A 13503-nucleotide genomic window follows, 5' to 3' on the forward strand; every position below is an offset into this window, starting at 1 on the left:
GAACGGCCACACCTGTCCCTGAAATACAAAACGCCCGATGCGGTGCATCGGGCGGTTTGAGACTGAAACAGGTGTAAACCTATTTCAGGACTAGACACGCAGTTCAGACCTTGAAGTGGCGGATTTGCTCATGCACATGCAGCGCCAGCGCATTGCCGGTATCGCACATCAGGTACAGATGCTGCGCGGGTAGAGGTGGCAGTTCTGACATGTGGATCAGCCCTTCGCCCATACGGCTTTGCTCCATCAGGCCAACCGCCACGCCACTGCGTACACAGGCTTCGACCGCAGACGAGTTGGGGCTTTCCAGCAGTAGCCGGTGGTAGACCCCATGATCCTTCAACGACTGCAGCGCTGCGGCGCGATAGGGGCAGCCAGTGATGGGCACAGTGATGGGTAATGGCACGTTCGGCGGCGAGTTGAAGCCTTCGGTCGCCACCCACAGCGGCTGCACGGCCCCCAGGCGTTCACCTTGTGCGAGCGGGTGCGCGCTGACGGTGATCGCCAAGTCCAGTTGGTTGGCCGTGAATAAGTCCAGTAACTCACCGCTGGTGCGCGCTTCGATCTCCAGTTCCAGCAGGGGGTTGTCAGCGATCAGTCGCGGTAAAAATTCCTGGATGAAGGCGGGCGCGTAGGTATCCGGCACCCCCAGGCGTATCTTGCCCTGCATGCGCTGGGGCATCAGCGAAATCAGCAGGCGGTCATGGCTCTTGAGAAATTCGGTGGTTTCGCCGAGCAGTTTCTGGCCGTACAGCGTCAATTCCACGCCCTGGTTACTGCGGCTGAACAGACGCTGTCCGACCTGGTCCTCCAGCTTCTGGATTTGCGTGGTGACGGTGGACGCACTGCGGTGCACATGCTCGGCCGCGTCGTTAAAGCGCCGAAAGCGCGCTACGGCGTGAAAGGTGCGCAACAGCTCGATGTTCAGTTGTTTAGGCATAATTCGGATTTTTCGGATTTGTTGTTCGTGTAATTCAAATATACGCAAGCATGTGCAGCCTTTAGCCTTTGAGTCAAATCACAGCGATGGGAGGCGATATGAAGCGATCTACCTTAGGGTTGCTGCTGTTGCAGGCGGTTTTCGTTTTGTCGTGGAGTTCAGGCTTTATCGGCGCCAAGCTCGGCACCCAGGGTGGTGGGGCGTTCAATCTGCTGTTCTGGCGTTTCCTGCTGGTCTCGCTGTGCCTGGCGCTGTTCCTGAACAAGCGGTTGCTGGAGGTGACCTGGCAGCAGATCCGCCATCACGCGGTTGTCGGTTTCCTGTCGCAGTTCCTTTATTTGAGCTGCGTTTATGTCGCCATCCAGAATGGCCTGCCCCCCGGGATCGCGGCGATCATTGCGGCGCTGCAGCCGTTGATGACAGCGGCATTGTCGACGGGCATGGCGTCCGAGCGCAGTGGCGGCTGGCAATGGGTGGGGTTGGTGATCGGCTTTGTCGGTGTGTCGATTGTGATTGCCGGGCAGTACGGTGGCGGCGGGCAGGATATCGGGCTGGTCATGTACCTATTACCCCTGGTATCGGCACTGGGGCTGACACTGGCGACCTTGTACGAGCGTAGCTCGGTGCAGACCCAGGACAGCGGGTTGGTGTTGCCTCTGTTTATCCAGTCGCTGTTGACCTTGATAGGTTTTACCGCGGCCGTGATCTACACCGACACCCTGAGTATTCCCCATGACACCAACGTACTGATCTCGATTGTCTGGTTGACTCTGTTCTCCACCTTCATCGCCTATTTGAGCCTGTGGATGCTGCTGCGGGTGATGACGGCCACCCATGTGGCGGCGCTGGTGTACCTGGAGCCGCCGGTGACGTTGGTGTGGGCGGCGTTGATGTTTGGCGATGTGATCCACGCATCGACCTACGCGGGCATTGCCGTGGTCGTGGCGGGGTTGGTGCTGGTGCGCCTGAAGCGACCGACTGTCGCCTGTACTTACTGAGGCTGGCAGGTTCAGCAACCCGACAGACACCGCCTGTTAAAAAGTACCCAGGGCCAAGCAGGAGCGTGGCTGAAACAAGGGGGATTTTTACCAGTGCAGGTGTTGGGCGTTCGCGCCCGAGGGTTTTGTATGTTGCTACGTTATGCAGCATTGGCCGCCATGGTGGTCGCCGCTTCCGGGTGTGTGCAAGAGCGTGTTGTGCATGAGCGCAGGCCGGTACAACACGAGTACGTTGATGTGGTGGCGCCGCAACCGCCGCCGGTGCAGGTGATCGAAGTCGAGCCGGCGGTGCGCGAAGGTTATATCTGGTCACGCGGTTACTGGCGTTGGGAAGGCGGGCGTTATGTAGCAGTGCACGGCCATTGGGAACCGGTGCGTCAGGGTTATCGTTACGTACACCCGCACTGGGTGCAGCGCAATGATGGCTACCATTGGCAGATCGGTGGCTGGGTCCGCTGACCCAACGCCATCTTCCATTGTAGGAGCGAGCTCGCTCGCGAAAAAACCACAGGCACCGCGTGCTCCCTGAGTGCTCGCGTAATCGTTGGCGTTTTTCGCGAGCAAGCTCGCTCCTACAAAAAAGCCGGCCTAGCCGATCCGTTTCATCCCCGCTGCCTTGGCCGCGTTCAGATCAAACGTTGCGGTGTACTCGCAACCGGCCGCGTGGCCACAGCGTTCGATCAGGCAGTCGGCAAAGTCCGCTTTGCTTGCGGTGAACTTGCGCAGGGCCTGCCAGATGATATCGGCGTGTTCGACGGTCAGTTCCCGTGTGTACAGCAAGGTTTCCAGCACCGTCACCACGTCGCTTTTGGTCGATTGGTAGCAGGACTGCAACACCCACACCAGCTCCGTAAGCGTCACCAGGCTGACAAAACCGGGTGAGGCGGCGGTGAGCGATTCGATCAGTTGGGACGCCTTGGCCGATTGCGCAGGGTCATCCTGGGTCACATAACGCACCAGCACGTTGGTATCCAGGCCAATCATCCAGCGGTTGCTCCCTGGGCCGCGATGGCACGGTTCATGTCCTCGATAGACACGGTGTGAGCGGGTTTGCGGATCAACCCCTTGAGGTCCTTGACGGTTTTGCTGGCGGCGATCATGGAAAACTTGCCGTCTTCCATCTCGACGAATTCCACCCGGTCGCCTGTTTCCAGGCCCAAGGCTGTCCTGACCTGGACAGGGATGGTGATTTGCCCTTTTGAAGTGAGTGTGGCGGTAGCCATAGTGAAGATCTCCATCGTGATATTCCTTACCTTAGGGTAAGGAATGACAGAGGACAATATCCGTTGGTCCATAGGTCGCTCGCAGGTGTGAGTCAGTCGGTAGTAAAACCCTAGTCCGAATGCTCGATCCTCACACCGTTGGCTACGCCCCAAACAGATACAAACTATGACCGACCGCCGCTACCTCACTGCACCACGCGATAGCACGGCACATACGCCGCGCCGCCCGGCAGTTTCATGCGGTGCTGGGCCACGAATGCCTTCAATAGCTCATCCAGCGGTTTCATGATCGCCGGGTCGCCGTGGATCTCATACGGGCCGTTCTCTTCGATCAGGCGAATGCCCTTGTCCTTGACGTTACCCGCCACGATCCCCGAAAACGCCCGGCGCAGGTTGGCCGCCAGTTCGTGGGGGGGCAGGCTGTGGTTCAGTTGCAGGCTGGCCATGTTTTCGTGGGTGGGGTCGAACGGGCGCTGGAAGCCTTCGTCGATCTTCAGCAGCCAGTTGAAGTGAAACGCGTCGTTACGCTCGCGGCGGAATTGCTTCACGTCCTTGAGCCCGGTGGTCATCTGGCGAGCCACTTCGGCCGGGTCGTCGATGATGATCTGGTAGTGCTGCTGCGCCGCTTCGCCCAGGGTGGCGCCGACGAACGCATGCAATTGTTCCAGGTAGGGTGCGGCGTGTTTCGGCCCGGTGAGAACCACCGGAAACGGCAGGTCGCGATTGTCCGGGTGCATCAGGATGCCCAGCAGGTACAGGAACTCTTCGGCGGTGCCGGCGCCGCCCGGGAAGATGATGATGCCGTGGCCGACGCGTACGAAGGCTTCCAGGCGTTTCTCGATGTCCGGCAGGATCACCAGCTCATTGACGATGGGGTTCGGCGCTTCGGCGGCGATGATGCCCGGCTCGGTCAAGCCCAGGTAACGGCCATTGGTGATGCGTTGTTTGGCGTGGGAAATGGTCGCGCCCTTCATCGGGCCTTTCATTACGCCGGGGCCGCAGCCGGTGCATACGTCAAGGCTGCGCAGGCCCAGTTCGTGCCCGACTTTCTTGGTGTATTTGTATTCTTCGGTGTTGATCGAGTGCCCGCCCCAGCACACCACGATCTTAGGCTCCACACCCGGGCGCAGCGTGCGGGCGTTGCGCAGCAGGTGGAACACGTAGTCGGTGATGCCCTGGGAGTTGCTCAGGTCGATGCGCTGGCTGTCCAGCTCATTCTCGGTGTAGACGATGTCGCGCAGGGCGCTGAACAACATCTCGCGGGTGCTGGCGATCATTTCGCCATCGACGAAGGCATCGGCCGGCGCGTTGAGCAGTTCCAGGCGCACGCCGCGGTCCTGCTGGTGAATGCGCACTTCGAAGTCTTTGTAGGCGTCGAGGATGGTCTTGGCGTTATCGATGTGGGCGCCGGTGTTGAGAATGGCCAGGGCGCACTGGCGGAACAGGGTGTAGATGCTGCCGCTGCCGGCTTCACTCAGTTGCTGGACTTCACGTTGTGACAGGGTTTCGAGGCTGCCCTTGGGGCTGACGGAGGCGTTGATGACTTGACGTTGGGGCATTCTGATTCCTTGAAAGCATAGCCACCGCGCTCACTGAGTTGCGATGGCCTGAGAATGGTGGGCGCCGTTTACGGTCGCACGAGACGGTTATTTACCTCAGGCCAGAGGTCAAGCGCAAACACCGTCCAGCACCATCATGCCGCAGAACTTACTCAATCAGCTTCCAGTTTTTGTAGAAAACCCGACGCAGGGTAAAGACCAGGCCGGCAAAGCCCGCGATCACGGCGTTGAGCACCGAGGGCAGCGGGGTCGGCCGCACGATGTCGATGAACAGGCAGTAGCGTTTGGCGTCGTTCTTGTTGAAGGATGCGTGCATCAAGGTGTCATCGAAGATAAACAAAGGGTCGTCGTGCCAGTAGTGCTTGTGCTCGCCCACCTGGATATACACCCCCTCGTGATGCGGCGCCGGCGCCATGTTGTAGAGCACGCGGAACATCATGCGCAGGGGGCCGAAGTGGAAGGAGGTGGACCGGTTTTCGTTGAACACCGAGACACCGATGGTCTTCACGAAGGGCAATTTCTTGCGCAGCTGCGGAATATCCAGGGTGGTCTCGATCGGGCGGCCGTACCACTGGAAAAACAACATGCCGCGTTTTTTCTCGGCCATGCGCTCGTCCAGGTAGCCGATGATTTCATCCTTGTGAGCCATGGCGTCGTCGATCACGTGTTGCAGGTCTTCGCGCCAGGCGGGTGGCAGGTCATGCATCGTGTAGACATGGCGGTTGCGGCTGCTCAGCAGGTCGAGCAGGGTGTTGAAGGGGGCGAGCACCCAGGTATTGCGGCCGTTGCCGATGAAGTATTTCTTGAGGGTGGCGCGGTCATAGAGGCCGTTGCGCAGGAAATCATAAATACCGCACAGCACCACCAGCAGCAGGAATACCAGGCAGGTACGCGGGAAACAGTCGATCAACAGCAGAACGCCGAGTACCCAGGCCAGGGACACCAGCTTTTTGCCGACAGCACTTTTGCTCATGGAACACGGCTCCAGCTTTGAAACATAATGAAACAATATCGTCATCATAAGGGTTTATAGAGCCGCGAGGGGTTATTAAATAGGGCGAAATTGTGAAGCCCTTGCACAATTTGTAACCGTTGCCGCGCACCCTCCTAAGGTTTGTGGATTGAATTTTGAGAACAGAAGATTTGCGACTATCGTGACGCTTCGGTTTTTTGGACGTCATAGACCGGTACGATTGAAGTTGAATGGCCACCATTGGCCTTCGGCACCTTGGAAGAGGCAGAAATTTTTATGATCATCAAACCGCGGGTTCGTGGCTTTATCTGTGTGACCGCCCACCCTGTTGGCTGTGAAGCGAACGTCAAAGAGCAGATCGACTACGTAACCAAGAATGGCGTAATCGAAGGCGGCCCCAAGAAAGTGCTGGTGCTCGGTGCCTCCACCGGTTACGGCCTGGCCGCGCGCATCAGTGCCGCGTTTGGCTGCGGCGCCGATACCCTGGGCGTGTTTTTTGAGAAAGAAGGCGAAGAAGGCAAGCTGAGCTCCGCCGGCTGGTACAACAGCGCGGCGTTCGAGAAGTTTGCCGTGGAAAAAGGCCTGTACGCCAAGAGCATCAACGGCGACGCGTTCTCCGACGAGATCAAGCGCCTGACCATCGACACCATCAAGAAAGACCTGGGCAAGATCGACCTGGTGGTCTACAGCCTGGCCGCGCCACGCCGTACCGACCCGCAAGGCGTGGTGCACAACTCCACCCTCAAGCCAATCGGCAAGGCCGTGACCCTGCGCGGTATCAACACCGACAAGGGCGTGGTGGTAGACACCACTCTTGAGCCTGCAACCCAGGAAGAAATCGACGGCACCGTGAAGGTCATGGGCGGCGAAGACTGGCAGCTGTGGATCGACGCCCTGCGTGACGCTGATGTGTTGGCCGAAGGCGCCAAGACCACCGCGTTCACCTACCTCGGCGAGAAGCTGACCCAGGATATCTACTGGAACGGTTCCATCGGCGAAGCCAAGAAAGACCTGGATAAAAAAGTCCTGACCCTGCGCGAAAACCTCGCGGCGCTCAAGGGCGATGCCCGTGTGTCGGTGCTCAAGGCCGTGGTCACCCAGGCCAGCTCGGCGATCCCGATCATGCCGCTGTACCTGTCGTTGCTGTTCAAGGTGATGAAAGAGCAGGGCACCCACGAAGGCTGCATCGAGCAGGTCTACGGCCTGTTCAAGGACAGCCTGTACGGTAAAGAGCCTAAGCTCGACGCCGATGGCCGCCTGCGCGCCGACCTCGCTGAGCTGGAACCGAAGGTGCAGGACGCCGTGGCTGCGCTGTGGAACCAGGTTACCGACGACAACGTCAACGAGATCAGCGATTTTGCCGGTTACAAGGCTGAGTTCCTGCGCTTGTTCGGCTTTGAAGTCGATGGCGTGGATTACGACGCGGACGTGAACCCGACCGTCAAGATCAACGGCCTGGTCCAAGCTTAAGGTCTGATCCAGACCAAAATGTGGGAGGGGGCTTGCTCCCGATGGCGGTGTATCAGTCACTATCTTCAGTGGCTGACACTCTGCTATCGGGAGCAAGCCCCCTCCCACATTTGATCCGAGTCTTTTCAGACACTTCTTACGCCCCGGCGCGCGCCTCTCTCTTCCAGATCTGCCAGACTCCAGCTGCTATCAAGCCACACTAACGGAGGATCTGATGACGATTCGTGCAGTAGTTTTTGATTTCGGCGGTGTCCTGTTCGACTGGAGCCCGCAGCACCTGTACCGCAAGCTGATTGCCGACGATGCCGAACGGCAGTGGTTCCTCGACAACATCTGCACCCAGGCCTGGAACACCGAGCAAGATGCCGGTCGTACCCTGGCTGAAGCCACCCGTACCCTGATTGACCAACACCCCGATCACCACACCTTGATCCAGGCTTATTACGAGCGCTGGCACGAGATGCTGCGCGGTGAGTTGCCCGAAGGCGTGGCGATTCTCAAGGCGCTGCACCAGGCCAATGTACCGTTGTTCGGGCTCACCAACTGGTCGGCTGAAACGTTCCCTTATGCCCGGGCCAATTACCCGTTCCTGCAGCGTTTTCGCAATATCGTCGTGTCCGGCGAATTGAAGTTGATCAAGCCTGACCCGGCGATCTACCACGCCAGTCTTGAGCAGGTTCGTGCCCATCTGCCGGATATCCAGCCGAGTGAAGTGGTGTTTATCGATGATGTCGAAGGCAATATCGACGCGGCTGTCGCCTTGGGCTGGCAGGGTATCCACCATGTGTCGGCCGATCGTACCGCTGCGCGTTTGCGCGAGTTGGGCGTGGCCTTCTAGGGCGCCCATTTCTCCATGGCGAAGTCGACGAACGCCCGCAGCTTGGGCAGGCGATAGCGGTCCTGGCGATACAGCAGGTGCATGGGGCGGCTGGGTAGCTTATAGGTGGTTAGCAAGGCCACCAGCTTGCCGTTCTCCAGGTCCGGTTGCACCAGGGCATCGGCCAGCATGATGATGCCCATGCCGTTGATGGCCGCCTGGCGCAAGCCTTGCGAGCTGTTGATGGTCAATGAGCCGCCAACCGGGACTTCCACTTGGCCTTCGTCCCCGGTCATGCGCCAGAGTTTATCGGTATCGCGCCAGTTATCGTTCGCGGGGTAGGCGAACGCCAGGCAATCGTGCTGCTGCAGGTCATCTGGTGTCTGCGGCGTACCCCGGCGCGCCAGGTACGCAGGTGACGCGCACAGCGTCAGGGTGTAGGGCTGCATGGGCCTGGCGATCACGCTGGATGTTGCCAGTTCACCCAGGCGGATTGCCACGTCGAAGCCGCTGTCTACGAGGTCCATTCGCTCATTGCTCAGCACCACGTACAGGTCGATAAGCGGGTAGCGCTGGGAAAACTCGCTTAGGGCCGGCACCAGGCGTTCAGTGCCGAACACGGGCGGCGCAGTGATACGCAGGCTGCCTTTGGGAGTGTCGCTGTGGATCTGCTCGGCCAGTAGCTCGGAGTCGGCCACCAGCCCCAATACTTCCAGGCAACGCTGATAGTACTGCGCGCCAAATTCCGTAAGGTTCTGTTTACGCGTAGTGCGTTTGAGCAAGCTGACGCCCAGCCGTTGCTCCAGGGCACGCAAATGGTTGCCCACCATGGTGGTCGACATCCCGCATTCGTGGGCGGCGGCGGTCATGCTGCCGGTCTCGACGACTTTCACGTACACCGACATTGCCTGGAACAGGTCCATTATCAACCCCTGGTTTAAAGTCATTGCAGGAATTCAGAGTTTATCCAGCAAGGGTGGTTAACGATACTGAAACCATCCCACCCATGCACTGGAGCCACCCCCCATGACCGCCGCCTGCCTGATGAGCACCTATCAACCTTTGGCCCTGAGCTTCAGTCGTGGCCTGGGCACGCGCCTGTGGGACCAGCAGGGCCGCGAATACCTGGATGCGGTCGCCGGCGTAGCAGTGACCAATGTCGGTCATTCCCACCCCAGGCTGGTAGCGGCCATCAGTGAACAGGCCGGCCTGCTGCTGCACACGTCCAACCTTTACAGCATCGACTGGCAACAGCGGCTTGCCCTGCGCCTGGCCCAACTGTCCGGGCTGGACCGTGCGTTTTTCAACAACTCCGGCGCCGAGGCCAATGAGACGGCGCTGAAACTGGCGCGCTTGCATGGCTGGAAAAAAGGCATTGAACAGCCGCTGGTGGTGGTGATGGAGAACGCCTTTCACGGCCGCACGCTTGGCACCATGGCCGCCAGCGACGGGCCGTCGGTGCGCCTGGGGTTCCAGCGCCTGCCCGGGGACTTCATCAAGGTTGGCTTCGGCGATATGGCCGCCTTGGAGACGATCACCAGGCAATACGGCACACGCATCGCCGCGGTGCTGCTGGAACCGATCCAGGGCGAAAGTGGTGTGCTGGTGGCCCCTCCCGGTTACCTCAAAGCCCTGCGCGACCACTGCACGCGCCACGGCTGGCTGATGATGCTTGACGAGATCCAGACCGGCATCGGGCGTACCGGCACCTGGTTTGCCTTCCAGCACGAAGGCATCGTGCCGGATGTGATGACCCTGGCCAAAGGCCTCGGCAATGGTGTGCCCATCGGCGCCTGCCTGGCCCGGGCCGCCGTGGCCGAGCTGTTCACGCCTGGTAGTCATGGCAGCACCTTCGGCGGTAACCCGCTGGCCTGTCGCGTGGGCTGTACCGTGCTGGAGATTATTAAACAGCAAGGTTTGCTACAGAACGCGGCACACCAGGGTGAATACCTGCTGGCGCGGTTGCACATGGAATTGGACGAGCACCCGCAGGTACGGGCGATTCGCGGCAAGGGCTTGATGATCGGGATCGAACTGGCCGGCCCTTACCGCGACCTGGCGCAACGTGCCGCCCAGGAGCATGGGCTGTTGATCAACGTCACGCGGGGCAAGATCATTCGCCTGTTGCCGCCGCTGACTTTGCAGCGCCAGGAAGTAGAAATGATTGTGCGTGCCATCACCCGCTTATTGGGTTGAAATACGATCAAAGTGTGGGAGGGGGCTTGCTCCCGATAGCAGTGGTTCAGCCACTGAAGATATCGACTGATACACCGCTATCGGGAGCAAGCCCCCTCCCACAGTGGTTCTGTGTAGGGTTCAGAGGGTGGGGCCATTCAACCATTCCTGATTCATGGTTTCTGTATCCCCCAAGTACTCCAGCAACCACGCCATGGCCGGCGAAAGCTTGCTCTGCGCCCAGGCGACACATGATGGGCTGGCCGGGAACGGTCGGCTTAATTGCAGCGCCACCAACTCGCCCTTTTCGACCCACGGCAACACCTGATGGGCCGGGGCCATGCCCACACACAGTCCATCGCGCAGGCAATCGAGCGCCGAAGCCCAATTGGGCACCACCAGGCGGCGCTGGTTATCCAGGGTCCAGGTGTCGCGCTTGGGCAGGTTGCGCGAGGTGTCGGTCATGCACAGTGAAGCGAAGGGGCGCAGTTGGTCATCACTGAGCAAACCTTCCACCGCCGCCAACGGGTGCCGGGTACTGACCACGCACAACCAGTTCAACAGGCCCATATCGCGGAAGCTAAAGTGGCTGGCCACCGGCACCGCGCTGGTGGCGCCGATCACGATGTCGGTGCGCTCATCGGCCAGTGCATCCCACACGCCGTTGTACACTTCGTATTCGAGCAGCAGTTCCACTTCGGGAAACTGCCGATAGAAGTCCAGCACCAGTTGGCGGCAACGTTGGGGTTTGACGATGGAGTCCACGGCCACCTTCAACTGGCCACTCCAGCCATTGGCCACCTGTTGGCACAAGCGCCGGGTGCCAAGCATTTTTTTCATCACGCCGCGGGCTTCGTCGATAAACAGGCGGCCGGCGGGCGTCAGCTCTACGTCGCGATGCCTGCGCACAAACAAAGGCACGGCCAGCCATTCCTCAAGCTGACGTACCGTGTAGCTGATGGCCGACGGCACGCGGTGCAGTTCCTGGGCGGCGGCGCTGAAGCTGCCGTGACGGGCCACGGCATCGACTACATCCAGGGAGTATTCAGACCACATGAGGGCTGCCTTCAAATTTATTGATAAGAGCGTCCAATTATTATCGCTTCACACACATATTGTCAGCTTCATAATGGGCGCCAGTCAGCAAATAGTTTGATGGCAGTATCTACAAGGCTTCGATGAAAAATTCTTTTGGTTTTACCTGGTATCTGGCGGGGCTGAGCATGCTCGGTTATCTCGCCATGGACATGTACTTGCCGGCGTTTGGCGCCATGGGCGAGCAGTTGCAGATTGGCGCCGGCGCGGTGGGCGCCAGCTTGAGTATTTTCCTTGCCGGCTTTGCGGTGGGGCAGTTGGTGTGGGGGCCGTTGTCGGACCGCCTTGGGCGCAAGCCGATCCTGCTCACGGGCCTGAGCCTGTTTGTGCTCGGGTGCCTGGGTATGTTCTGGGTCGAGACCGCGCCGCAACTGCTGGCCCTGCGCTTTATCCAGGCGATTGGCGTATGTGCTGCCGCCGTAAGCTGGCAAGCCTTGGTGATCGATCGCTACCCGGCCGACAAGGCCCACCGCGTATTCGCCAGCATCATGCCGTTGATGTCGCTGTCACCGGCCCTGGCGCCCCTGTTAGGCGCCTTGGTGTTGAATCACTTTGGCTGGCAGGCGATCTTCGGTGTGTTGCTGGTGGTGTCGCTGTTGCTGCTGTTGCCGACGTTGTTCCTGCGCAGCCTGCCCAAGCGTCTTGAGCATGAGGGCGCCCCCACGCGCCTCGGTTATGGGCAGTTGCTCACCTCTAAAGTGTTCACCGGCAATGTGATGATCTTCGCAGCCTGCTCAGCCAGCTTTTTCGCCTGGCTTACGGCCTCGCCGTTCATCCTGGGCGGCATGGGCTACAGCCCGAATGACATCGGCCTCAGCTATGTGTTGCCGACCCTGGCGTTTCTTGTCGGTGGCTATAGTTGCCGCAGTGCCCTGCAGCGTTTGCCGGGCAAAACCCTGTTGCCGTGGTTGCTGGCTGCGTATTGCTTGAGCATGGTGGCGTTGTACCTGGTCGCCACCCTGAGCGTGCCGACCCTGACCACCTTGCTGATCCCGTTCTGCCTGATGGCGCTGTGCAACGGCGCCAGCTACCCGATTGTGGTAGCGAATGCGCTGATGCCGTTTGCAGAAAACTCCGGCAAGGCGGCGGCACTGCAAAACACCCTGCAACTGGGGCTGTGCTTCCTGGCCAGTTTGTTGGTGTCGTCGATGATCGAGCAACCGCTGATGATTACGGTGATTGTGATGTTGGCGACGGCGCCGTTGGCGGTGTTGGGGTATTGGCTGGCGCGGCCGAAGGCAGATCGCTCGGAACTGGCAACTGATCTGAAGTGACAACGCGGTCAAGAATGTGGGAGGGGGCTTGCTCCCGATAGCGGTATGTCAGTGGCAGATGTGCTGGCTGATACACCGCTATCGGGAGCAAGCCCCCTCCCACATTGGTCCTGAATTTATTCAGTTAGAACGTCACTTCCATGTTCAGGGTGGGTGTTGAGGTGCGGGTTCCCCGCCCCCCGTCCACACCGAATTTGTTATGCCAGTATTCATAGCCCACCCCCAGGTACAGGTTCGGCTTGACGCTTTTCCCCGGCCGTACCGCCACCATCAGAGCCGTACGCATCAGCGCTTCTGGCGCGGTATCGCGGCCATGGTAGTCCTCGCCTTTCTCCCCGACATAATTGATAAACCCCTGGAACTTCGCCGCATGGTTGCCGACCTCGAAAGGGCGCATCCAGGTCAGGTTGAGCATGTAGCTGTCGTCGAACGTATGGTTTGACTCTTGCGCGCCGGGGATGCCGGTGTGGTTCCTTTCCTTGTAGTACATCAGGCTCAGGTCCAGTACGCCGACGGTGTTGAACTTCAAGGTCGGGCCGATCACCAGGGCGCGCTTTTTGGCTGAGGCGAAGTTGTTGTTGCGGTTGGCGTCAAAACCCAGAGTCAGCGCGTAATCCTTGACCAGGCCATTGCCCAGCGGCAGATCGAACACCCGCGAGGCATACAGCTGGTGCCGGTACACGGCGTACACCTCGCTGCCGCCGTGGTCGGTGCCCTTGCGTGGGTCGCGGCTGTCGGACAGGAACACATCCAGGTTGAGGAAGTTACTGCCATAGCGGTAGCCGCTGGCGTGGGTAAAGCTGTAGATGCGCTTGCTGAAATCGTCGGGATTATTCGGGTTGGTGAAGTGCTGGCCGTAGCGAAAACCTACGCTGTTGTTCATCCATTCCACCGCGACAGCCTCGCCACCGCCGAGGAGGGTCAATGCAACGGTGGCGCCCTGTAGTGCCTTTTTCATTATTGTTGGTCCTTTGGCGTT

General features: G+C 59.7%; 14 protein-coding genes. 6 read left to right on the forward strand and 8 right to left on the reverse strand.

The window, feature by feature from the left end; genetic code table 11:
• Positions 1-103: 103 nt before the first annotated feature.
• A complete protein-coding gene (locus ASD70_RS10590) occupies positions 104-940 on the reverse strand; it encodes a LysR substrate-binding domain-containing protein (protein ID WP_056846388.1) in 837 nt (278 codons plus the stop codon).
• A gap of 98 nt (positions 941-1038) precedes the next feature.
• On the opposite strand from ASD70_RS10590, the gene ASD70_RS10595 reads away from it, so the two are divergent.
• Both ASD70_RS10595 and ASD70_RS10600 read left to right on the forward strand, forming a co-directional pair.
• Positions 1039-1938, forward strand: a complete 900-nt coding sequence (locus ASD70_RS10595) for a DMT family transporter (protein WP_056846389.1) — start codon at positions 1039-1041, stop codon at positions 1936-1938.
• Positions 1939-2067: 129 nt separating this feature from the next.
• Positions 2068-2397, forward strand: coding sequence for a YXWGXW repeat-containing protein (locus ASD70_RS10600; protein WP_005786252.1), 330 nt, complete (start codon positions 2068-2070; stop codon positions 2395-2397).
• Between the two features lie 129 nt (positions 2398-2526).
• Here ASD70_RS10600 and ASD70_RS10605 read toward each other — a convergent pair whose 3' ends face one another.
• From ASD70_RS10605 to ASD70_RS10620, 4 genes are all read right to left on the reverse strand, one after another.
• Positions 2527-2922 (reverse strand): PIN domain-containing protein, encoded by a 396-nt coding sequence (locus tag ASD70_RS10605; protein ID WP_043047469.1) that lies wholly within the window; start codon positions 2920-2922, stop codon positions 2527-2529.
• Positions 2919-3176 carry an AbrB/MazE/SpoVT family DNA-binding domain-containing protein gene (locus tag ASD70_RS10610; protein WP_005786256.1) on the reverse strand — a complete coding sequence of 86 codons (258 nt, stop codon included), beginning with the start codon at positions 3174-3176 and terminating at the stop codon, positions 2919-2921. The genes ASD70_RS10605 and ASD70_RS10610 overlap by 4 nt, the downstream gene beginning before the upstream one ends.
• A 170-nt stretch (positions 3177-3346) precedes the next feature.
• Positions 3347-4720: a nucleotide 5'-monophosphate nucleosidase PpnN gene (ppnN, locus tag ASD70_RS10615; RefSeq protein ID WP_056846390.1), complete on the reverse strand. Its 1374-nt coding sequence runs from the start codon at positions 4718-4720 to the stop codon at positions 3347-3349.
• 148 nt (positions 4721-4868) lie between these two features.
• A complete protein-coding gene (locus tag ASD70_RS10620) occupies positions 4869-5693 on the reverse strand; it encodes an aspartyl/asparaginyl beta-hydroxylase domain-containing protein (RefSeq protein ID WP_056846391.1) in 825 nt (274 codons plus the stop codon).
• A 276-nt stretch (positions 5694-5969) separates the two neighbouring features.
• Between ASD70_RS10620 and fabV the strand changes: the two genes are divergently transcribed.
• Positions 5970-7163, forward strand: a complete 1194-nt coding sequence (gene fabV / locus ASD70_RS10625; RefSeq protein ID WP_046072680.1) for an enoyl-ACP reductase FabV — start codon at positions 5970-5972, stop codon at positions 7161-7163.
• A gap of 214 nt (positions 7164-7377) precedes the next feature.
• Positions 7378-8001: an HAD family hydrolase gene (locus ASD70_RS10630; protein WP_056846392.1), complete on the forward strand. Its 624-nt coding sequence runs from the start codon at positions 7378-7380 to the stop codon at positions 7999-8001.
• Here ASD70_RS10630 and ASD70_RS10635 read toward each other — a convergent pair.
• The gene (locus tag ASD70_RS10635) at positions 7998-8903 is read right to left on the reverse strand and encodes a LysR family transcriptional regulator (protein ID WP_056846393.1); all 906 of its coding nucleotides are present in this window, start codon (positions 8901-8903) and stop codon (positions 7998-8000) included. The two genes, ASD70_RS10630 and ASD70_RS10635, sit on opposite strands and share 4 nt — an antisense overlap.
• A gap of 103 nt (positions 8904-9006) precedes the next feature.
• On the opposite strand from ASD70_RS10635, the gene ASD70_RS10640 reads away from it, so the two are divergent.
• Complete coding sequence (locus ASD70_RS10640; protein WP_056846394.1) at positions 9007-10176, forward strand: aspartate aminotransferase family protein; 1170 nt, start codon at positions 9007-9009, stop codon at positions 10174-10176.
• Between the two features lie 120 nt (positions 10177-10296).
• Here ASD70_RS10640 and punR read toward each other — a convergent pair whose 3' ends face one another.
• Positions 10297-11211 (reverse strand): DNA-binding transcriptional activator PunR, encoded by a 915-nt coding sequence (gene punR, locus ASD70_RS10645; protein WP_056846395.1) that lies wholly within the window; start codon positions 11209-11211, stop codon positions 10297-10299.
• Between the two features lie 122 nt (positions 11212-11333).
• On the opposite strand from punR, the gene punC reads away from it, so the two are divergent.
• Positions 11334-12524, forward strand: coding sequence for a purine nucleoside transporter PunC (gene punC / locus ASD70_RS10650; RefSeq protein ID WP_056846396.1), 1191 nt, complete (start codon positions 11334-11336; stop codon positions 12522-12524).
• A gap of 124 nt (positions 12525-12648) precedes the next feature.
• Here punC and ASD70_RS10655 read toward each other — a convergent pair whose 3' ends face one another.
• Positions 12649-13482: a nucleoside-binding protein gene (locus tag ASD70_RS10655; protein WP_056846397.1), complete on the reverse strand. Its 834-nt coding sequence runs from the start codon at positions 13480-13482 to the stop codon at positions 12649-12651.
• Positions 13483-13503: the final 21 nt, after the last annotated feature.

The organism is Pseudomonas sp. Root569, from assembly GCF_001427465.1.
GTDB classification, from domain to species: domain Bacteria; phylum Pseudomonadota; class Gammaproteobacteria; order Pseudomonadales; family Pseudomonadaceae; genus Aquipseudomonas; species Aquipseudomonas synxantha.

Coding starts and splice junctions, on each gene's coding strand:
- punR (WP_056846395.1), bottom strand. CDS start 11,211: ATGTGGTCTGAATACTCCCTGGATGTAGTCGATGCCGTGGCCCGTCAC.
- ASD70_RS10635 (WP_056846393.1), bottom strand. CDS start 8,903: ATGGACCTGTTCCAGGCAATGTCGGTGTACGTGAAAGTCGTCGAGACC.
- ASD70_RS10595 (WP_056846389.1), top strand. CDS start 1,039: ATGAAGCGATCTACCTTAGGGTTGCTGCTGTTGCAGGCGGTTTTCGTT.
- ASD70_RS10620 (WP_056846391.1), bottom strand. CDS start 5,693: ATGAGCAAAAGTGCTGTCGGCAAAAAGCTGGTGTCCCTGGCCTGGGTA.
- fabV (WP_046072680.1), top strand. CDS start 5,970: ATGATCATCAAACCGCGGGTTCGTGGCTTTATCTGTGTGACCGCCCAC.
- ASD70_RS10655 (WP_056846397.1), bottom strand. CDS start 13,482: ATGAAAAAGGCACTACAGGGCGCCACCGTTGCATTGACCCTCCTCGGC.
- ASD70_RS10605 (WP_043047469.1), bottom strand. CDS start 2,922: ATGATTGGCCTGGATACCAACGTGCTGGTGCGTTATGTGACCCAGGAT.
- ppnN (WP_056846390.1), bottom strand. CDS start 4,720: ATGCCCCAACGTCAAGTCATCAACGCCTCCGTCAGCCCCAAGGGCAGC.
- ASD70_RS10630 (WP_056846392.1), top strand. CDS start 7,378: ATGACGATTCGTGCAGTAGTTTTTGATTTCGGCGGTGTCCTGTTCGAC.
- ASD70_RS10600 (WP_005786252.1), top strand. CDS start 2,068: ATGTTGCTACGTTATGCAGCATTGGCCGCCATGGTGGTCGCCGCTTCC.
- ASD70_RS10590 (WP_056846388.1), bottom strand. CDS start 940: ATGCCTAAACAACTGAACATCGAGCTGTTGCGCACCTTTCACGCCGTA.
- ASD70_RS10640 (WP_056846394.1), top strand. CDS start 9,007: ATGACCGCCGCCTGCCTGATGAGCACCTATCAACCTTTGGCCCTGAGC.
- punC (WP_056846396.1), top strand. CDS start 11,334: ATGAAAAATTCTTTTGGTTTTACCTGGTATCTGGCGGGGCTGAGCATG.
- ASD70_RS10610 (WP_005786256.1), bottom strand. CDS start 3,176: ATGGAGATCTTCACTATGGCTACCGCCACACTCACTTCAAAAGGGCAA.